Below are 19,454 nucleotides of genomic sequence, written 5' to 3' on the forward strand. Positions count from 1 at the left end.
CGAGACCGGTGTCATGCCCCGGCTTGACCGGGGCATCCAGTACGCCGCGGCCTCTCGCTTTAGTCACTGCTGCCTCTGGAATACTGGATCGCCCGCCTCGCGGGCGATGACAGTTGTATGTGTGGAAGCGGCGAGTGACCGTCTACGAAGGATCCTACGCCGCCTTGCTCTTCGCATCCTGGATCGCACGCCACACGCGCTCCGGGGTCAGCGGCATGTCGATGTGCTTGATGCCATACTCCGAGAGCGCATCGACCACCGCGTTCACCACCGTCGACATGCTGCCGGCGCAGCCGGCTTCGCCGCAGCCCTTGCTGCCGAGCGGGTTGGTTGTGGCGGGCACCGGGTGATCGCCGACGGTCATGTTCGGCACATCCTCGGCACGCGGCAAGGCGTAATCCATCAGCGAGCCCGTGATCGGCTGGCCGCTTTCGTCGTAGCGGATCTGCTCCATCAGCGCCTGGCCGATGCCCTGGACCACGCCGCCATGGAGCTGGCCTGCAACCAGCAGCGGATTGATCACCGTGCCGAAATCGTTGACCGCGCTGTAGCGCACGATCTGCACCACGCCGGTCTCAGGATCGATCTCGACCTCGGCGACGTGGCAGCCGTTCGGGAACGCCGAGGGCACCGGCTCGCTGGTGTGGTCGACGTCAAGTGAATCAGGCACGCCGTCCGGCGTCTTGCCGTCATGCAGCTTCTTGGCGAGCTCCATGATGTCGATGCTGCGGTCGGTGCCGGCGATGGTGAAGCTGCCGCCTTCGAACTCGATGTCGGCCTCTGACGCTTCCAGCATGTGTGCGGCGGCGCGCTTGCCCTTCTCGATCACGAGCTTGGCCGCGCCGACGATCGCCATGCCGCTCGCGGTGATCGAGCGCGAACCGCCGGTGCCGTTGCCGGTGTGCACGATGTCGCTGTCGCCCTGCACCAGCTTGACACTCTCGAAGGGAACGCCGAGCTGCTCGCACAGCACCTGCGCGAACGGCGTGGCGTGGCCCTGGCCATAGTCGAGCGTGCCGGTGATGAGCTGCACAGAGCCGTCAGCATCGAACACGATCTTGCCGAGCTCGGGGCTCGGCGGCGCGGTGACCTCGAGATAGGAGCCGACTGCGATGCCGCGCAGCTTGCCGGCCTTCTTGCTCTCCTTCTTGCGCTTGGCAAAGTTCTCATGGTCGGAGATCTCGAGCGCCTTGCTGAACACCGCCTGGAAGTCGCCGCTGTCATAGGTGACGCCGGAGGAGGCCGCGAACGGCATCTGGTTCTGCTTGATGAAGTTGCGCTTGCGCAACGCCAGGCGGTTGATGCCCATCTCGTCGGCGGCGCGGTCGATCAGCCGCTCCATGTAATAGTTCGCCTCCGGCCGGCCGGCGCCGCGATAGGCGCCCATCAGCGTGGTGTTGGTGAGCACGGTCTTGATGTCGATGCCCATCAGTGGAGTACGGTAGACGCTGGAAAAGTTCTTGCCGGTGTTGAGCGAGAGCGGGCCGGGCGCAACGCCGGTGATGTAGGCGCCGAGATTGCCGTAGCCGGACAGCTTTGCCGCGAGGAAATGGCCCTCGGCATCGAGCGCCAGCTCGGCATGGATTTTCTGCGCACGGCCGTGGCTGTCGGAGAGGAAGCTGGTCGAGCGCTCGTCCAGCCACTTCACCGGCCGCGCCAGCGCCTTGGCCGCGTACAGAATGCACATGTATTCGGGATAGTTGATGTTCTTCATGCCGAAGGAGCCGCCGACATTGGCGGTCAGGATGCGCACCTTCTCGTTCGGCACTTTCAGGTTCTTGGCGAGATTGGCGCGGTTGCCCGCGACGCCCTGCGTCGGCACCTGGAGCGTGTAGCGCTCGGCCTTCTTGTCGTAGGAGGCAAGGCCGACGCGCGGCTCCATCGAGACCACGGCGACGCGGGTGTTCTCGATGTCGAGCTTGGTGACATGGGCGGCGCTGGCGAAAGCCGCGTTGACCTTCTCCATGTCGCCATAATGGTAGTCGAGCGCGACATTGTTCGGAATGTGGTCGTAAAGCTGCGGCGCGCCGGGCTTGGCGGCGTCCTCAGGATCGGTCACCGCCGGCAGCGGCTCGATGTCGAGCTCGACGGCCTCCGCCGCATCGCGCGCCTGGGCCAGCGTCTCGGCGACGACGAAGGCGACGGGATCGCCGACGAAGCGGACCTTGTCGGTCGCGAGCGGCTGGCGGTTGGTCTGGAGCAGGGGCGAGCCGTCGCGGCTCTTCAGCGGCAGGCCGCAGGTGAAGGGGCCGTAGCCGGCGGCATCGAGGTCCTTGCCGGTCCACACGCCGAGCACGCCCGGCATCGCCCTGGCGGCATCAAGGCCGATGTTTCGGATGATCCCGTGGGCATGGGTCGAGCGGACGACCACGGCATGGGCCTGGCCGGGCAGGTTGAAATCGTCGGTGTAGCGGCCCTTGCCGCGCACCAGGGTGTCGTCTTCCTTGCGGCGGACCGGTTGCCCGACGCCATATTTTTGCAGTGCAATAGCGTTTTCGAGCGTGGAGGATTTGGTGTGTTCTTGCATGGAAATGACCTGAAAAGCCGGCATTTGCGCATTTTCGCGGCAGCGGGGGACCGGATCCCTTTCAGATAACCCACCACCCCGTTCACGACAACGCACGAATGGGCATGGTCCCATGTGATGCGTTGTTGCGCAGGCCTGCCGCGCTGCTAATGTTTCAGGCGAAAAATCAATTCCAGACCGGCCCTTTGGGCCGCGGAAAGACAGTTTGTATGAATGACCACACGCGGCTCCGCGACGGCCATGTGCCGCACGGTGAGCTGGAGGGGTCGATGGCGGCGGTGGCGTTGGTCACCGAACCGGCCGTCGGCGCGCAAGCGCCGGGAACCGGCGTCTATGCGGCGCTGGACCTCGGCACCAACAATTGCAGGCTGCTGATCGCCTGTCCGACTCACGACGGCTTTCGCGTGGTCGATTCCTTCTCGCGCATCATCAGGCTCGGCGAGGGCGTCTCGGCCACGGGGTGCATCAGCGAGGCCGCGATCGAGCGCGCCGTCGCCGCACTCAGCATCTGCCGCGACAAGATCAATCTGCGCAAAGCCAAGCGGCTGCGGCTGATCGCGACCGAAGCCTGCCGCGCCGCCTCGAACGCCGAGGGTTTCCGCAGCCGCGTCGCGGCCGAGACCGGCATCGAGCTCGAGGTGATCGACCGCGAGACCGAGGCTGCGCTCGCCGTGCTCGGCTGCTCGCCGCTGGTCGATCCCAGGGGGCGGGGTGCGATCCTGTTCGACATCGGCGGCGGCTCGACCGAGCTGGTCCGGATCGAGCGCGATCCGCAAAATCCGGAACCGCGCATCAAGGCGTGGATGTCGATCCCGCTTGGCGTCGTGACGCTCGCCGAGCAGTTCGGCGGCCGTGACGTGACGCCGGAGATCTATGCCGCGATGGAGCAGGAGGTGGCGAACCACGTTGCGCCGTTCGCCGAAGCGCACGGCGGCGATCTCACCGAGATGCATCTGCTCGGCACGTCCGGGACCGTGACGACGCTCGCCGGCATCCATCTCAACCTCGCGCGCTACGACCGCCGCCGCATCGACAGCATCTGGATGAACGACACCGACATCACCGCGACCATCAGCAAGCTGCTCGGCATGAGCTACGAGGAGCGCGCCGGCAACAGCTGCATCAGCGTCGAGCGCGCCGATCTCGTGCTGGCCGGCTGCGCCATCCTCGATGCTATCAGGCGCGCCTTTCCGCTGCCGCGCCTGCGCGTCGCCGACCGGGGCCTGCGCGAAGGCATGCTGGTCGAGATGATGCGCGAGGACGGCGCGCTCAGGAGCTGGTGAGATGGCGAAAGACACCACCGGCCGCTTGCACGTCCAGGTCAAGACCGGCGGCAAGCGCAAGCTCTCGTCGAAGCTGTGGCTGGAGCGGCAGCTCAACGATCCCTATGTCGCGAAAGCCAAGGCGGCGGGCTATCGCTCGCGCGCGGCGTTCAAGCTGCTCGAGATCGACGACAAGTATCGGTTTCTGAAGCCCGGCATGGCGGTGGTCGATCTCGGCGCCGCGCCCGGTGGCTGGAGCCAGATCGCCGCCAAGCGCGTCGGCTCTACCGAAGGCAAGGGCAAGGTCGTCGCGATCGATCTGCTGGAAATGCCCGAGATTCCCGGCGTCGAGTTCGCGCAGCTCGACTTCATGGACAATGACGCGCCCTCGAAGCTCACCGCGATGCTCGGCGGCGGCGCCGATATCGTGATGTCCGACATGGCCGCCAACACCACCGGCCATCGCAAGACCGACCAGCTCCGCATCGTCGGCCTGGTCGAGACGGCGGCCGCCTTTGCGTGCGACGTTCTGAAGCCGGGCGGGGCGTTTCTGGCCAAGACGTTCCAGAGCGGCGCCGATGCCGACCTGCTCGCCCAGCTCAAGCGCGATTTTGCAGCGGTGCGTCATGTGAAGCCGGCGGCGAGCCGGCAGGATTCGTCGGAGCGCTACGTGCTGGCGACAGGGTTTCGCGGCGAAGCGAAGGCGTAGCCACAACCTCCGTCATTGCGAGGAGCTCGCGACAAAATTGCAAAGCAATTTTGCGCTGAAGCGACGGAGCAATCCAGAATCCGTCCGCGGATACAGGCCGGATTGCTTCGCTTGCTCGCAAGGACGAGAAGAGAGGCTATCCAAGCCTCTGATCCCGCACGTCCTGGGTATCCTCGGTCGCCGCCTTCACAGCCGCCTTCTCCGCCCCCTTGCCGGCACCCTTGCGGCTGGCGATCTCCACCGCCTTGCGGCCGGAGATCTCGTGGCCGGCGTCGGCGGGCATCTGCCAGAAGAACCAGCTCGAAGCCGCCGAGGTCAGTGCGACCACGACGAAGGCGGGGGCAAACACGGTGGCATTGAGCTCGCTGACATGGCTGAACCACATCGTCGTCTCGACGCAAGCCGCGCCGACGGCGACGCCGGCGGAGACCGCGAGCTGCTGGTTGACGCTGACGAGCGTGGTGGCCCGGCTCATCTGCGGCGTCTCGACGTCGGCATAGGCGACCGTGTTGATCGCGGTGAACTCGAGCGAGCGGAAGAAGCCGCCGACCACCAGGATGACCATGATGATCAGCAGCGGCGTTGTCACCGTGAACAGCGCGCAGACGCCGAGGAAGAACGCGCTGACGATCGCGTTCACCGTCATCAGATTGCGGAAGCCGAAGGTCCGGATGAGGCGCGCGGCGAGCGTCTTCATGCCCATGGCCCCGAGCGAGGAGGCGAAGGTGACGAGGCCGGAATGGAACGGCGACAGGCCAAAACCGATCTGCATCAGCAGCGGCAGCAGGAATGGCAGGGCGCCGATGCCGAGCCGGAACAGGAAACCGCCGAAAATGGCCGCGCGCAGCGTCGGCAGCTTCAGCAGCGAAAAGTCCAGCACCGGCGATCCCGTCCGCCGCGCGTGCAGGACATACAGCGTCATCGAGATCGCGCCGCCCACGACCAGGGCCGCGACCGTGCTCCAGGGCAACAAATTGAGCCCGGCCACCGAGAGACCGAAGGCGATGCCGGCGAGGCCAATGCCGGCGAGCACCATGCCGTAGAGATCGAACGGCTCCTGCGTCTCGCTCTTGATGGGATCGATGAACTTCAGCGCCATGAAGATGCCGAGCAGTCCGATCGGGATGTTGATCAGGAAGATCCAGTGCCACGAGGCGTAAGTGGTGATGAAGCCGCCGAGCGGCGGGCCGATCACGGGGCCGATCAGGGCCGGGACCGTCACCCAGGCCATCGCGTTGACCAGCGCGCTCTTGTCGACCGAGCGCAGCAGCACGAGGCGCCCGACCGGCGTCATCATCGCCCCGCCCATGCCTTGCAGGATGCGCGCGAACACGAAATCGGTGACCGAGGTCGACAGCGCGCAGCCGACCGATCCGACCATGAACACGCCGACCGCGATCGCGAACACCATGCGCGCGCCGAACCTGTCGGCGGTCCAGCCGCTCGCCGGGATGAACACCGCGAGCGAGAGCAGATAGGAGGTGATGGCGAGCTTCAGCGTCAGCGGGCTGGTGCCGATGTCGGCCGCGATCGCCGGCAGCGAGGTGGCGATCACCGTCGAGTCCATGTTCTCCATGAAGAGAGCAGTGGCCACGATCAGCGGAATGACGCGTTGCTTGTCGACCATGACGGATTGGTAATGAAAATCAGAAGGAGGGTGGACTTGCGGCTTATCACCGCCGTCAGGCGGGGACCATTGCGGATCGACGCATAGCACCTAAGTCCCGCGTAACATCGGTGTGACCGGACGCGCGGGTGCATCGCCGGGCCGGAGGCACCGGGAGGGCGTGGACGCGATTGCCGGCGCGAGCCGCCCGCCGGGCCATCCCCGCTGAATTTGCCTGAAAAAGCCTGTGCATGGCTGGCCGGCGGTGCGAATTGCTTTGATTCGTCACGCAGCCGTGCTATCGACCCGCGTCAACCCCACCGATGGGCTCCGATTCTCCGGCGTTGCCGCAAGGTACGCCGAGGGCGGCGCTCATCCATAGCTATTTGCGGCAGGGCCGCAGGAAGGAGTTGGCAGATGGCCACGGTGCAACTTCAAGGCATTCGCGAAGCCCTTACGTTCGACGACGTGCTGTTGAAGCCGGGCCTGTCGGACGTCATGCCGGGCGAGGTCGACATCCGCTCCCGCGTCACCCGTGCCATTCCGCTCAACATCCCGATCATGGCCTCCGCCATGGACACCGTCACCGAAGCGCGCATGGCGATCGCCATGGCGCAGGCCGGCGGCCTCGGCGTCATCCACCGCAATTTCGATCCCGAAGGGCAGGCCGCCCAGGTGCGGCAGGTCAAGCGCTACGAGTCGGGCATGGTGGTGAACCCGCTCACCATCAGCCCCGAGGCAACGCTCGACGATGCGCTCAAGCTGATGAGCGACCACGGCATCTCCGGTATTCCCGTCGTCACCGGCGCGGGCAAGAACACGCCCGGCAAGCTGGTCGGCATCCTGACCAACCGCGACGTGCGCTTCGCGACGAACCGTCAGCAAAAAATCTCCGAGCTGATGACGCACGAAAACCTCGTCACGGTGCGCGAGAATGTCAGCCAGGACGAAGCGCGGCGAATGCTGCACCAGCATCGCATCGAGAAGCTGCTGGTCGTCGACGAGCAATATCGCTGCGTCGGCCTGATCACCGTCAAGGACATGGAGAAGGCGGTCGCCCATCCGCTGGCCTGCAAGGACGCGCAGGGCCGCCTGCGCGTCGCCGCCGCCACCACGGTCGGTGACACCGGTTTCGAGAGGACCGAGCGGCTGATCGATGCCGGCGTCGACCTCGTCGTCGTCGACACCGCGCACGGCCATTCCCGTCACGTGCTGCACGCGGTGAACCGCATCAAGCGCCTCTCCAACTCGGTGCAGGTCGTTGCCGGCAACGTTGCCACCACGGAAGGCGCGCAGGCGCTGATCGACGCGGGCGCCGACTGCATCAAGGTCGGCATCGGCCCGGGCTCGATCTGCACCACGCGCATCGTCGCCGGCGTCGGCGTCCCGCAGCTCACCGCGATCATGGATGCGGTGGAGGCGGCGAAGAAGTCCGACATTCCCGTCATCGCCGACGGCGGCATCAAGTTCTCCGGCGACCTTGCGAAAGCGCTCGCCGCCGGTGCCGACATTGCGATGGTCGGCTCGCTGCTCGCCGGCACCGACGAGACGCCCGGCGAAGTGTTTTTGTGGCAGGGCCGCTCCTACAAGGCCTATCGCGGCATGGGCTCGGTCGGCGCGATGGCGCGGGGATCGGCCGACCGCTACTTCCAGCAGGACATCAAGGACACGCTCAAGCTCGTGCCGGAAGGCATCGAAGGACAGGTGCCCTACAAGGGTCCGGTCGGCAATGTCATGCACCAGCTCGCCGGGGGCCTGCGCGCCGCGATGGGCTATGTCGGTGCAAAGGACATGAAGGACCTGCACGAGAAGGCGAGCTTCGTCCGCATCACCGGCGCAGGCTTGCGCGAAAGCCACGTCCACGACGTGACGATCACGCGCGAGAGCCCGAACTATCCGGGCGGGGGTTAGTAGCTCCGCATTCGGCCGCGCGTCGGTTTCGACGCGCGCACCTCGATGACGGTGTCATTCCCCGCGGAAGCGGGGAATCCAGTACGCCGTGGCTTCTCGGTTCAATCACAGCCGCCTCTGGAATACTGGATCGCCCGCTTTCGCGGGCGATGACAGCGAGTGTTGGGATTTGCTTCATTGCCACGCACCTCCTAAATGACTGCAACAAGCAGTCAGGAGGAAGCCATCATGTCCCAGGCAAAACGCATCGTTCTCGCCGCGCGTCCCGTCGGCGAGCCAAAACAGTCCGATTTCCGCATCGAGGAATTTGCGGTGCCGACGCCAGGCGCAGGCGAAGTCCTGCTGCGCACCATCTGGCTCTCGCTCGATCCCTATATGCGTGGGCGCATGAGCGACGGTCCGTCCTACGCCGCGCCGGTGCCGGTCGGTGGCGTGATGGAAGGCGAGGCGGTCAGCGAGGTCGCGGCGTCCAACAACCCTGACTTTGCCAAAGGCGAGATCGTGCGAGCCCGTACCGGCTGGCAGTCGCACGCGATCTCCAACGGCAAGGGACTGATCAAGGTCGATCCGAAGCTCGGGCCGATCTCGACCTCCATCGGCGTGCTCGGCATGCCCGGCATGACGGCGTACACGGGCCTGCTCGACATCGGCAAGCCGCAGGACGGCGAGACCGTCGTCGTTGCCGGCGCCTCCGGCGCGGTCGGCTCGGCTGTCGGCCAGATCGCGAAGATCAAGGGCGCGCGTGCGGTCGGCATCGCCGGCGGCAGGGACAAGTGCGACTACGTCGTGAAGGAGCTCGGCTTCGATGCCTGCATCGATCACCGCGATCCTGATCTGGCCGCGAAGCTGAAGGACGCCTGCCCGAAGGGCATCGACGTCTATTTCGAGAATGTCGGCGGCGCCGTGTTCGAGGCGGTGTTCCCGCTGCTCAATCCGTTCGCGCGCGTGCCGGTCTGCGGCCTGATCGCGCATTACAACGACACCGAGGCCAAGCCGCCGAAATGGGCCGCGGCGATGATGCGCGCGACGCTGACCAAGCGGCTGACCTTCCGCGGCTTCATCGTCTCCGATTTCGCCGCCCGCCATGGCGACTTCCTGCGCGACATGTCCGCCTGGGTCCGCGACGGCAAGGTCAAATACAAGGAGTTCGTCACCGAGGGCCTGGAGAGCGCGCCCGGCGCCTTCATGGGGCTCCTGAAGGGGGCCAATTTCGGCAAGCAGCTGGTCCGGGTCGGGCCTGACAGGGCGTAGTCGGCGCGTGCGGCCCCCTCGGGGGCCGCACAAAGGTTAACAAAGAGTCACCGATCGGCAACACTCGGCCCGTAAAATCCGAAAGTATGACCGTCGGTTCATTGACGTCCGGGCGAAGGCATTGAATCATCGCGCATATTTTAGGTGCTGCGATGTTAGAGATTGGTATTTTCTGCGTAATCCTTCTGGCTGCCGGCTATTGGACGACCATGTTCGTCATGGGCCGGCGCGACGACGTCATCCATGGCAAGTTCGTCCATGTCGACGAGGAGGGCGCGTTCACTCGGCCCTCGATGCCGGCGCCACCGCCGCCGTTCCCGAAGCGTCCGGTCAAAGCTGGGCAGTCTGCCAAGCCAGCGCCGTCCAATGATCTGGCGGCCAAGCCAGTGAACAGCGCGGCGCTGCAATCCCTGCTCGCCGCGATCCAGCAGGATCTCAAGAGCGTCGCTTAAGTCGCGCGCTCAGACGCTGCCGCGCTCGACCAGGAACAGCTCGACTGCGAGCCGTTGCTCGGCCGCCGGTGCGCCGGAGAGCCGTGCCAAAAGCAATTCGCCCGCGATACGCCCCATGGCCGCCGCATCGAACGAGATGGTGGTGAGACCCGGGGTGATCTGATCGGCGACGTCGTTGTCGCCGAAGCCGAGCACGGCGAGATCGCGCGGCACCGACAGGCCGCGGGCGCGAGCCTCGATCAGCGCGCCGGTCGCGAGCAGGTCGTTGGCGCAGAACACGGAATCGACGTCGCCGCCGCGATCGAGCAGGGCGGTGAAGGCGCCGCGGCCGTCGACCAGCCCCGTGACCTCTCCAACGAGGATCTCGTGCACGATTTCGAGCCCGAGCTCTGCCGCCGCCGCGCGAAAACCGTCGCGTCGGAGTGCGCCGCGGCCGCTGCTGCGGCCGATGAAGGCGACGCGGCGATGTCCAGCCTCGGCCAGTCTGCGCGCCGCCATCGCGCCGGCATCCGCATTGGGCAGGCCGACCAGCATGTCGATGGGGTCGCGCGGAAACGCCCAGGTCTCGATCACGGGAATGCCGAGCTCCTGGAGCGCGGCACGATTCTCCTCGAGCTCGATCACGCCGGTGAACATCACCGCGGCGGGGCGGATGCCGCGCAGCGACTGGATCATCGCGACCTCCTTGGCATAGGAGTAGGAGGTCTGTCCGACCAGCACCTCGAAGCCTTCAGGCTCGAGCGTGGCCGCGAAGCTGCGTACCGCGAGGCCGAACTGCTGGCTGAGGATATTCGAGACGAAGGCCATGACCACGTTCGAGCGGCCCGAGCGCAACGCGCGCGCATGCGGGTTGGAGGCGTAGCCGGTCGCCTCGATCACTTCGAGGATGCGCTCGCGGGTTTCGCGATTGACCTTTTCCGGATGGCGCAGCACCCGTGACACCGTGATCGGTGCGACGCCGGCGCGTTCCGCGACCTCCTCGATCCGCGGCGGCCGTCCGGTCGCGCTGGCGCGGCCGGGCGGCGCCGGAATGCGCACCACGTCGTCAAAGGTCGGCTTTGCCGGATCGGTCATCGAATCCCTGGAGAGGAAAGGTCGGGTTGGAGCTTGATGAGATTGGTCGAGATTGCAACCGCAACGGGACTGCGCTCCCTCCCCCGCTTGCGGGGAGGGCTGGGGAGAGGGTGTCTCCGCGTGGGGATCGTCTGAGGCTTACGGGGGAAATCCCCAAGAGGAGAAAGCCCTCACCCGGCGCTACGCGCCGACCTCTCCCGCAAGCGGGAGAGGTTGCAGCGAGTATGCGGCCAAAGCTCAGCGAGCCACCTCGTCGCGTAGCAGCGCGCGGCCGACCTGGACCAGGCAGTCGCCGCTCTGGCTGTCGGTGTGCAGGCGCTGCGAGATCACGATGCCGTCGGCGGGGAAGCGCAGCACCTCTTCCGGCAGCTCAGGGCGCTCGAAATCATGGTACCAGCCGGCGATGTCGCCGGCCGCAACGCGCGCGCCGACCATGACCGCGGGCTCGAACCAGCCGCGCCGTGTCGCGAACACCGCCTGCGCATGGCTTTGCAGCGCCAGCAATTCTGTGGCGCGTTCGACCGGCGCATGCGGCCCGAGCACCGGGGCCTGAACGAGGCCGAGCGCGAGCAGCAGGCGGTCGACGGCGCGCGCGGTGAGCGCCATCGTCTGCGGCGTGACGGTGCCGCCGCCGCCGAACTCGCCGGAGAGCCCGATCGCGCCGGCACGTGCGGCCGCCGCCATCGAGGTCGGCGCCGTGGCCCCGTTCTCGGCGACGAAGGCGAAGGGCATGCCAAGCCCTTCCATGAGACGCAGCGCGTGGGCGAACATCTCGGGCGGTCCTTGCCGCTCGATCAGCGCGCAAGGCACATGCGCCATCGAGGTGCCGCCGGAATGAATGTCGAAGACGACATCATGCCGTGGGAACAGTTCGTGCTCGAGGAAATGCGCAAGCCGGAACGTCGGTGTGCCACCGGCGTCGCCCGGGAAGGCGCGGTTGAGATTGCCCTCGTCGAGCGGCGAGCGGCGGCGCGCCGCCATCACGGCAGGCAGATTGGCGAAGGGCAGGATCGTGATCTCGCCCTTGACGGCGGCGGCATCGAGCCGCCGATACAGCCGCGTCAGCGTGATCTCGCCCTCATATTCGTCGCCGTGATTGCCGGCCATCAGGAGCAGCTTCGGGCCGGCGCCGTTCTTGATCCGGAAGATCGGGATCTTGAGCTGGAAGTAGGGGGAGCGATCGATCGAGAAGGGAATGCCGAGATGGCCGGACCATTTCTGGTCCTTCTCGAAGTCGATGTCGTTGAAAAGTCCGGTATGCATGGGAAGCCTCGAGGCCGCGTCGTCGCTGACGCCGGCTGAAGGTTGGAAGAAGCGCGCTTCAGAGCAAGGCGACCGCGGTCATCTCGACGCGCAAATCGGGATCGGCGAGGCGGGCTTCGACGCAGGCGCGTGCCGGCGGGTTGGCCGGATCGATCCAGGCATCGTAGATCGAGTTCATGGCGTCGAAGTCGGTGATGTGCGGCAGGAAGACGTTGACCGCGATCAGCTTGGCGCGATCGGAGCCGGCCTCTTTCAAGAGCGCGTCGATCTTGGCCAGCACCTGCTGGGTCTGCGACACGATGCCTGCCTTGCGGTCGTCGGCGACCTGGCCGGCGATGTGCACCATGCCGCCGGCGGCGACCGCCTGGCTCATGCGCGAGCCCACGACGTAACGTTTGATCATCCGAAAAAGTCTCCTGGTGTGGTTGGCGCTCCCGCGACGGGCGCGGGAGCGGTGTCGGCCTACAGCGTCGGAAGCGTCTGCTCTTCCTTGAACCATTTCAGCTGCAGGGCGCCGAGCTTACCGTTGAGCTTGTTGAAGAAGATGTCGGTGTTGATCCAGTTGAGCAGGTTCTGCTCGCCCTGGCGCACGCCGACATGGGCCGGCGACTGACGGATCAGGAATTTCAGCTCGACCTCCTTGGTCGGGTTCTGGTCCTGCACCTTCAGCGCGATGGCGCTGTTTTCGGCGAAGGTATCGGCCTGACCGGAGAGAAAAGCGGCAAGCGCGGCCGGGGTGTCCTCGAAGCGCACCAGCTTCACCTTCGGCGCGTTGTCGGTGAGCCAGACGTCGAGCGTCGTGCCCTTGGCGACGGCAACGGTGCGGCCCTCCAGATTGTCGGGCTTCTTGCCTGTTGCAGCCGGAATAGACTTGGCGCCGTAGACGCCGAGATTTACCACCGCATAGGGCTGCGAGAACATCACCTGCTGGGCGCGCTCGGGCGTGGCGCCGAGACCGGCGATCAGCATGTCGATCTTGTCCGAGAGCAGGTTCGGGATGCGCGCTGCGCCCGTCACCGGCACGAGTTCGAGCTTGACGCCCATATCGGCGGCGATCAGCTTGGCGAGATCGGCATCGAGACCTGCGATCTCGCCCTTGTCGTCCTTGAAGCCCCAGGGCGCAGCATCGGTGAGAATGCCGACGCGCAGCTTGCCTGAGCCCAGCACGTCCTGGAGCTTGTCGGCTTGGGCGAGGGTTGGGGCGGCGAACACGGCGAGCGCCGTGGCTGCGATCGCAAAGAGGGACTTCAATGGTCTCATGGCTCTCTCCTGGTGGTGGATGGGTGGCGGAAGTTCATTTGGACGATGCGATGAAGCTCGCGAGCTCGGGTGTCTCGGGGCTTGCAAACAATTTTGCCGGCGGCCCCTGTTCCCAGACGCGGCCCTGATGCATGAAGACGATGCGGTTGGCGACGTTGCGGGCAAAGCCCATCTCGTGGGTGACGAGGATCATCGTCATGCCCTGCTTGGCCATCGCCTCCATCACCTTGAGCACTTCGCCGACGAGCTCGGGATCGAGTGCGGAGGTGACCTCGTCGAACAGCATGAGGTGAGGGGCCATGGCGAGGCAGCGCGCAATTGCGACGCGCTGCTGCTGGCCGCCGGAGAGCTGCTCCGGCCAGGCGTCGATCTTGTCGGCGAGACCGACACGGGTGAGCACGTCTTCGGCGAGCGCGCGGGCCTTGGCCTTGTCGATGCGGCGGGTGAGGAGCGGAGCCAGCGTGACGTTGCGCTCGACCTTCAAATGCGGAAACAAATTGAAGGCCTGGAACACGATGCCGACGCGCTGACGGAATGTCTTGAGGTCAGGCATCTTCGCATGGACCTTCTGCCCCTCGACGCGAATTTCACCGGAATCGACGCTCTCCAGCGCGTTGATGCAGCGGAGCAGCGTCGACTTGCCCGAGCCCGAGCGGCCGATGATCGTGACGATCTCGCCTTCCTCGACGTCGAGCGAGACGCCCTTGAGCACCTCGACCTTGCCGAATGTCTTGTGCACGTCGCGGATTTCAACGAGAGCCATCGAGGCGGGCCTCCAGGGTGCGGGACCAGAGCGTGAGCGGCAGGCACAGCGCGAAATAGATCGCGGCGACGAGCGCGTAGGTGAGCAGCGGCTGGAACGTCGCCGCGCTCACCACTTGTCCCGCGCGGGCGAGCTCGACGAAGCCGAGAATGGAGGCGAGAGAAGTGCCCTTGATGAGCTGCACCAGAAAGCCGACCGTCGGCGGCAGCGACAGCCGCAGCGCCTGCGGCGCGATGATGTGGCGGAATTGCTGCCAGGCGGAGAGGCCGAGACAGGCGCCGGCCTCCCACTGCGCCTGCTTCACGGCTTCCAGGCCGCCGCGCCAGATCTCGCCGAGGAAGGCGGCGGTGTAGAGCGTGTAGGCGACGGTGACGGCAATGATCGCGGGCACCTGGATGCCCAAAAACATCGGCATGCCGAAATAGAAGAAGAACAAGAGGCCGAGCAGCGGCACGCTCTGGATCACCTGGATGCAGGCCGCCATCGCCCAGCGCAGGCCGGCAAAGCGGCTGATGCGACCGAGCGCGAGGCCGAGCGCCAGCGGCGCGCCGAAGGCGAGCGCGAGCACGACGAGCGCTACGGTCCAGCGCAGCGCCGTGAACAGCGAGACGAAGTCGATGAGGGAGAAGGATCGCATCGCCTTGCCCTCAGCGCCGCCGCGGCCAGCGGAAAGCCGCCACACCGATGATGGCGAACAGCGCCTTGAACGACATCGCCATGGCGAAATAGACCGCGCAGATCACGGCGTAGACCTCGAAGCTGCGGTAGGTGCGGCTCTCGATGAAGCCGGCGACATGGAACAGCTCGTCGGCCGCGACCTGCGAGGCGAGCGAGGTGCCGAGCAGCAGCAGCACGAACTGGCTGGTCACGGCGGGATAGGCGTTGCGCAGCGCCGGCGGCAGGATGATGTGGCGAAACACCTGCCAGCCGGAGAGGCCGAGGCACGCACCGGCCTCGACCTGGCTGCGTGGAATGGAATCGAGACCTGAGCGGATGATCTCGACCGAATAGGCGCCGAAATAGAGCGAGAGCGCGACGGCGGCGGCCTCGAACGCCGGCAGCTTCAGGCCGAAGTTCGGCAGCACGAAAAACACGATGAAGATCTGGATCAGCGACGGCGTGTTGCGGAATAGCTCGATGTAGCCGCGCACCAGCCAGCGCAGCGGTGTGATGCGCCCGTTCAGCGCCACTGCGCCGGCGATGCCGATCAGCAGGCCGCAGACTGCCGAGATCACCGTCAGCTCCAGCGTGACGATGGCGCCGTCGATGAGCTGGTTCTGATAGCGCCAGAGCGGCAGGAAATTCATCGCCGCTCTCAGCCGAACCGGGTGGGGAGGGCGCGCGTCACGACGCCGGCAGCATCGAGCCCGAAGATCACGCGCCAGCGGTCGAGGCAGGTACAGGGATGCGAGATGCCGAAGGCGATGACGTCGCCGACCGCAAGCGCGCTGCCTGATACGACCGACAGGAACGCATGCTGGTCGTTGAGACGCGTGACCGACAGGGTCTCGGCCAGCTCTTGCTGCTCAACGCCGTCGCGGAACACGCGTAGCGGCACCGGCAATCCCTGATCGAAGGAGGCATCGCGCATGCCGAAGCCCGCGATCGCAAGGCCGGCCTCCGGGCGCGACAGCACTTCGGCCCACAGCGTCAGCGCAGGCCGGAAACTTCCGGCCGCCGAGTGCTGCGCGCCGTCGATGATGAGACCGCCGCGCCGGTCGATCTCCGCGAAGGCGCGGGCATAGATGCCGTGATCGGCAAAGAACAGCGCGCCGGAGCGCAACAGGACGGTGGCGTTGCCGTCGGCCTGCGCGATTGGAGCCAGGGCGCGGGCGACGACATCGAAATAGGCGGAGCCGCCGGCGCTGATGATCAGCGGCAGGTGCGGGGCGGCAGTGCGCACCAGGGCGAAGGCTTCGATCGTGCGCTCCATCAGCGCGGAGATCGCGCGTATCGTCTCGCCGGCATCCGCCGTTGCGACAGCCCCTTCGTAGGTGGCTACGCCGCCGAGCACGAGCCGGTCAGCCGCAAGCACCGCGGCCATCGTCGCCTCGATAGCGGCGCGGTCGCGCGCGCCAGCCCGGCCCGCGCCGAGCTCGACCAGCACCGACAATTCGCGGCGGTCTGCGACCCGCGCGGCTTCCGCCAGCGCTGCGACCGCTGCCGGGGAATCCGCGAAGGCGTGAAACTCTGTCTGCGGATAAGCGCTCAGGACTGCGCCGAGCCGCCGGCCGGCCGCAAGCCCGCCGATTTCGTTGGCGAGCAACAGGCGTCGCTCGCCGCTCGCAAGCAACACGGCGGCCTGCTGGATACTCGCGACCGTCGTGCCCCAGGCGCCGGCTGCGCGCAGCGAGTGGGCAAGCTCCGGCGACATCGGCGTCTTGGCGTGCGGCGCCACAGTGACGCCGGCGCTCGCGCACCAGCGCAGGAAGAGGTCGCGATTGGCCGCGAAGGCGGTCTCGTCGAAGGTGAGGGCGGGCAAAGCCAGATCGCCATGAGCAGGCGACCAGCGCTGGTTGCCGATGTCCTCGGTGGCCAAGCCATCGACCAGGGGAATGCCCCGTGTCGTCGTCGAAAGGCGTTGGCTCTCCCACCGGGACAAGAACTGCATTGTCGCTCCCTCAGCGGCCCTTGACCGCAGGATGAACAATAAGTCCGAATGACAACGTTGTCATTACTCAAAAACAGGCATGCCAGGCCAAATTTGCTGCGATGAGGTAATATGATAAGGGACAGTGCCCGCCGGCTGGGCCGGCACTCCCGGTGACGAGCGAGCACCATCAAAGAACTGCACCCATCGCATCTGCGATGATCTGCATGTCTGCATTTGTGACCTCGAACAGGCCGAAGCGGAGCTGGTATCCCCAGGACTTCTGCCCCAAGGACTGGCCCTCGCGTGCGAAGCCAAGCTGACCGAGCAGCGGCCGGATCGGCGCCTCCCGCGCCTCGGCCCACTGCACGTCCCGGCGAAACGGGCGAAACCCACCGCCGACATCGACCTGATAAGGCACGCCTGCCGTTACGATTCCGATCGCGGTGAACGTCTGCAGTCTGTCATTGCCGCGGAAGGTTTCGGTCGGCGAGTAATATGCCACGCGGTCGCCGGGTGGCAGGCGATGCAGTGGCGCCGCCTTGCCGTGACAGACTTGCATGAAGCCTTGAGCCCGGCCGATGCGCACGTGGTCGGCCGAGGCGACGGCGAGCCAGCTTCTCGGGCTCATGCGGCCTCCGGCGCGAACACGCGCAAGCGATGACCATCGGGATCGAGCGCGACGAAGGTCGTGCCGAAGTCCATTCGGGTTGGCGGCTGGGCGATGGCAAGTCCGCGCATTGTCCAGGCGGTGTGTGTTTCCTGCACGGCCGCCGCGTCGGTGACCGTGAACGCCACTTCGCTGCTGCCAGGCCCTGCGGTCTTCGGTTCGACGGTGGCGCGCGACCACAATCCGAGCATCACGCCGTCACGCAATGGCAGCATGGCGAACGTCGGCGACTGCTCGATGATGGGGATGCCCAACAACTCATTGTAGAACTTGGCGCTTGCGGCCGGGCTTTCGACATGGAGCAGCAGGAAGCTGAAGTCTGGCATGTGAGGTCTCCTTGTTCAGCGCTCGCTGAAGCGAGCACGATGCAGAAACCCATAGCTCGGCATGCTGTCAGTTTATGTCAGCAGTGTCGATCTCGATCACTGTTCCGCTACACCCTCCAAGGCGCGCCATTCCTTCAGCAGCGCGGCGCGCCGTCGCGGATAGGGTTTGGCCGTCGATTTCAGCGTCGCGATGCGGTCCGTCCGGAAGTGCCGATAGCCGTCACGAAGTTCGCACCAGGCGACGACGACGCGCACGCGATCGAAAAAGGCGAGAGCGAACGGCCAGATCGTGCGCCTCGATGGACGTCCCTTGCCGTCGGCATAAGCGATCTGCAGCTTGCACTCCGCACGGATCGCGTCGCGGATCGACGCGAGTTCGGTGTCACCAGCCGCGATCGATTCCCCCGGGCCGATCAGCAAGCTCGACGCATCGAGCCTGTCGCGCAAATCGTCCGGAAGCACCGCTCCGATCTTGGCAAGTGCGTTGCGGGCGGCCGCGCCGAGCGGCTGATCCGCGCGTTCCGCCACCCATCGTGAGCCGAGCACCAACGCCTCGATCTCCTCCTCGCTGAACATCAGCGGCGGCAGCATGAAGCCGGGCCGCAGCACGTAGCCGACACCGGCCTCGCCGTCGATATGTGCGCCTTGCGCCTTCAAGGTCTCGATGTCGCGGTAGAGCGTGCGGAGCGACACGCCGACCTCGTCGGCGAGCACGGCGCCCGCGACCGGCCGCCGATGCCGGCGCAGCACCTGAATCAGATCGAGCAGTCGTTGCGAGCGGGACATCGGCGAGCCTCGGGCGAGGCATACTACGTCATGCTGCCAGGAAATGGCAGTATGAGAATGTCAGCGCGAGATCAGCGGACGTCACCGGCGATTTACGCGTAGGCGGCCTAGTGCTCGCCGCCCATCTGGGCGAGCAACTCCTCGATGTCGACGTCGACCTGGCCCGCGGCGCGGACGTGGCGGACCTCGAAGCTGTCGGGCTGGAAGCGATATTCCACGAGCCCGACTTCCTTGATCGCGATGCGGTCCTGGCGCTGATCATTGATCCTGAAGCCGGCCGACGGTGCCCAGACGTGGCGCGTCTGCCGATAGGTGAAGTCGCGCCGCTGGTGCACGTGCCCGCTGGCGATCAGGCGCAGGTCGACATCCGCGAACATCTCGATCAATCGCGCGCGTGCCGGCTGCGGCACGTAGCGGATCGAGGTCTCCGGTGTTTCAGGGTCGTCGGGCAGGTTGAGAAACAGCGGCTTGTGGACGAACAGCGCGACCGGCCTGCCGTTGGTGCGCGCGATCTCGGAAGTCAGCCAGTCGAACTGCTCGGCCTCGAAGGCGAGCCCTGAATTCATGACCAGCGAGTTGAGGCCGATGAAGCACCAGCCCGCGGCCTCGAACGACCAATGATCTTCGCCGATGATCTCGCAGAATTGCCGGCGGTGCGCCTCCGCGACCGGCGGCTTCGGTGCGGGCCCGATCGCGGTCGGATTATCGCCGATGTCGTGATTGCCGGGGATGTAGCGGCAGGCGACGGGCAGGGCGTCGTGCAGGCCTTTGGCGAATTCGACATCGTCGCGGCTGGTCGGCCCGTCGAAGGAGACGTCGCCGGTGTTGACGATGAGATCGGGCCTGTCAGCGTCGATGTGCTCGCTGACGCGCTGGAAGTTGGCGATCAGACCGGGGAAGCGCCGGCCGAGATGGGTGTCGGAAATCTGCGTCAGGCGAAATTCGGGCATGGCCGATCATAAGGCCGGCCAGACGTCGGAACGATGACGGCACGCGCTCGAACA

19 protein-coding genes are annotated in these 19,454 nt (G+C 66.1%); 5 read left to right on the forward strand and 14 right to left on the reverse strand.

Features of this window, described 5'->3' with window-relative positions:
• Positions 1-154: 154 nt before the first annotated feature.
• A complete protein-coding gene (locus tag I3J27_RS15910; protein WP_270171003.1) occupies positions 155-2,527 on the reverse strand; it encodes a xanthine dehydrogenase family protein molybdopterin-binding subunit in 2,373 nt (790 codons plus the stop codon).
• A 209-nt stretch (positions 2,528-2,736) separates the two neighbouring features.
• On the opposite strand from I3J27_RS15910, the gene I3J27_RS15915 reads away from it, so the two are divergent.
• Positions 2,737-3,810: a Ppx/GppA phosphatase family protein gene (locus tag I3J27_RS15915; RefSeq protein ID WP_270171005.1), complete on the forward strand. Its 1,074-nt coding sequence runs from the start codon at positions 2,737-2,739 to the stop codon at positions 3,808-3,810.
• Between the two features lies 1 nt (position 3,811).
• Positions 3,812-4,498: an RlmE family RNA methyltransferase gene (locus I3J27_RS15920; RefSeq protein WP_270171007.1), complete on the forward strand. Its 687-nt coding sequence runs from the start codon at positions 3,812-3,814 to the stop codon at positions 4,496-4,498.
• Between the two features lie 136 nt (positions 4,499-4,634).
• Here I3J27_RS15920 and I3J27_RS15925 read toward each other — a convergent pair whose 3' ends face one another.
• Complete coding sequence (locus I3J27_RS15925; RefSeq protein WP_270171009.1) at positions 4,635-6,125, reverse strand: MFS transporter; 1,491 nt, start codon at positions 6,123-6,125, stop codon at positions 4,635-4,637.
• A gap of 396 nt (positions 6,126-6,521) precedes the next feature.
• Between I3J27_RS15925 and guaB the strand changes: the two genes are divergently transcribed.
• From guaB to I3J27_RS15940, 3 genes are all read left to right on the forward strand, one after another.
• Positions 6,522-8,015, forward strand: coding sequence for an IMP dehydrogenase (gene guaB / locus I3J27_RS15930; protein WP_270171013.1), 1,494 nt, complete (start codon positions 6,522-6,524; stop codon positions 8,013-8,015).
• A gap of 228 nt (positions 8,016-8,243) precedes the next feature.
• Positions 8,244-9,266 (forward strand): NADPH-dependent curcumin/dihydrocurcumin reductase, encoded by a 1,023-nt coding sequence (gene curA / locus I3J27_RS15935; RefSeq protein WP_270171018.1) that lies wholly within the window; start codon positions 8,244-8,246, stop codon positions 9,264-9,266.
• Between the two features lie 152 nt (positions 9,267-9,418).
• Positions 9,419-9,718 carry a hypothetical protein gene (locus tag I3J27_RS15940; RefSeq protein ID WP_270171025.1) on the forward strand — a complete coding sequence of 100 codons (300 nt, stop codon included), beginning with the start codon at positions 9,419-9,421 and terminating at the stop codon, positions 9,716-9,718.
• Between the two features lie 9 nt (positions 9,719-9,727).
• On the opposite strand, the gene I3J27_RS15945 is transcribed toward I3J27_RS15940, so the two are convergent.
• From I3J27_RS15945 to I3J27_RS16000, 12 genes are all read right to left on the reverse strand, one after another.
• On the reverse strand, positions 9,728-10,792 hold the full coding sequence (locus I3J27_RS15945) for a LacI family DNA-binding transcriptional regulator (RefSeq protein WP_270171027.1): 1,065 nt from the start codon (positions 10,790-10,792) through the stop codon (positions 9,728-9,730).
• Between the two features lie 237 nt (positions 10,793-11,029).
• Positions 11,030-12,055 (reverse strand): succinylglutamate desuccinylase/aspartoacylase family protein, encoded by a 1,026-nt coding sequence (locus I3J27_RS15950; protein WP_270171029.1) that lies wholly within the window; start codon positions 12,053-12,055, stop codon positions 11,030-11,032.
• 58 nt (positions 12,056-12,113) lie between these two features.
• The gene (locus I3J27_RS15955) at positions 12,114-12,458 is read right to left on the reverse strand and encodes a RidA family protein (RefSeq protein ID WP_270171031.1); all 345 of its coding nucleotides are present in this window, start codon (positions 12,456-12,458) and stop codon (positions 12,114-12,116) included.
• A gap of 59 nt (positions 12,459-12,517) precedes the next feature.
• Positions 12,518-13,315 (reverse strand): transporter substrate-binding domain-containing protein, encoded by a 798-nt coding sequence (locus I3J27_RS15960; RefSeq protein ID WP_270171033.1) that lies wholly within the window; start codon positions 13,313-13,315, stop codon positions 12,518-12,520.
• A 34-nt stretch (positions 13,316-13,349) separates the two neighbouring features.
• Positions 13,350-14,078: an amino acid ABC transporter ATP-binding protein gene (locus tag I3J27_RS15965; protein ID WP_270171035.1), complete on the reverse strand. Its 729-nt coding sequence runs from the start codon at positions 14,076-14,078 to the stop codon at positions 13,350-13,352.
• Positions 14,065-14,715, reverse strand: a complete 651-nt coding sequence (locus I3J27_RS15970; protein WP_270171037.1) for an amino acid ABC transporter permease — start codon at positions 14,713-14,715, stop codon at positions 14,065-14,067. Before I3J27_RS15970 ends, I3J27_RS15965 begins: the two co-directional genes overlap by 14 nt.
• A gap of 10 nt (positions 14,716-14,725) precedes the next feature.
• Positions 14,726-15,385 carry an amino acid ABC transporter permease gene (locus I3J27_RS15975; protein WP_270171039.1) on the reverse strand — a complete coding sequence of 220 codons (660 nt, stop codon included), beginning with the start codon at positions 15,383-15,385 and terminating at the stop codon, positions 14,726-14,728.
• 8 nt (positions 15,386-15,393) lie between these two features.
• Positions 15,394-16,689: a type III PLP-dependent enzyme domain-containing protein gene (locus tag I3J27_RS15980; RefSeq protein WP_270171041.1), complete on the reverse strand. Its 1,296-nt coding sequence runs from the start codon at positions 16,687-16,689 to the stop codon at positions 15,394-15,396.
• Between the two features lie 169 nt (positions 16,690-16,858).
• On the reverse strand, positions 16,859-17,299 hold the full coding sequence (locus tag I3J27_RS15985) for an EVE domain-containing protein (protein WP_270171043.1): 441 nt from the start codon (positions 17,297-17,299) through the stop codon (positions 16,859-16,861).
• A complete protein-coding gene (locus I3J27_RS15990) occupies positions 17,296-17,664 on the reverse strand; it encodes a VOC family protein (protein ID WP_270171045.1) in 369 nt (122 codons plus the stop codon). The genes I3J27_RS15985 and I3J27_RS15990 overlap by 4 nt, the downstream gene beginning before the upstream one ends.
• Positions 17,665-17,760: 96 nt before the next feature.
• Positions 17,761-18,450 carry a helix-turn-helix transcriptional regulator gene (locus tag I3J27_RS15995; protein WP_270171047.1) on the reverse strand — a complete coding sequence of 230 codons (690 nt, stop codon included), beginning with the start codon at positions 18,448-18,450 and terminating at the stop codon, positions 17,761-17,763.
• Positions 18,451-18,557: 107 nt separating this feature from the next.
• Entirely contained in the window at positions 18,558-19,400 is an 843-nt protein-coding gene (locus I3J27_RS16000; protein ID WP_270171049.1) for a metallophosphoesterase family protein, read from the reverse strand.
• Positions 19,401-19,454 lie beyond the last annotated feature (54 nt).

It is taken from the genome of Bradyrhizobium xenonodulans, from assembly GCF_027594865.1.
GTDB classification, from domain to species: Bacteria; Pseudomonadota; Alphaproteobacteria; order Rhizobiales; family Xanthobacteraceae; genus Bradyrhizobium; species Bradyrhizobium xenonodulans.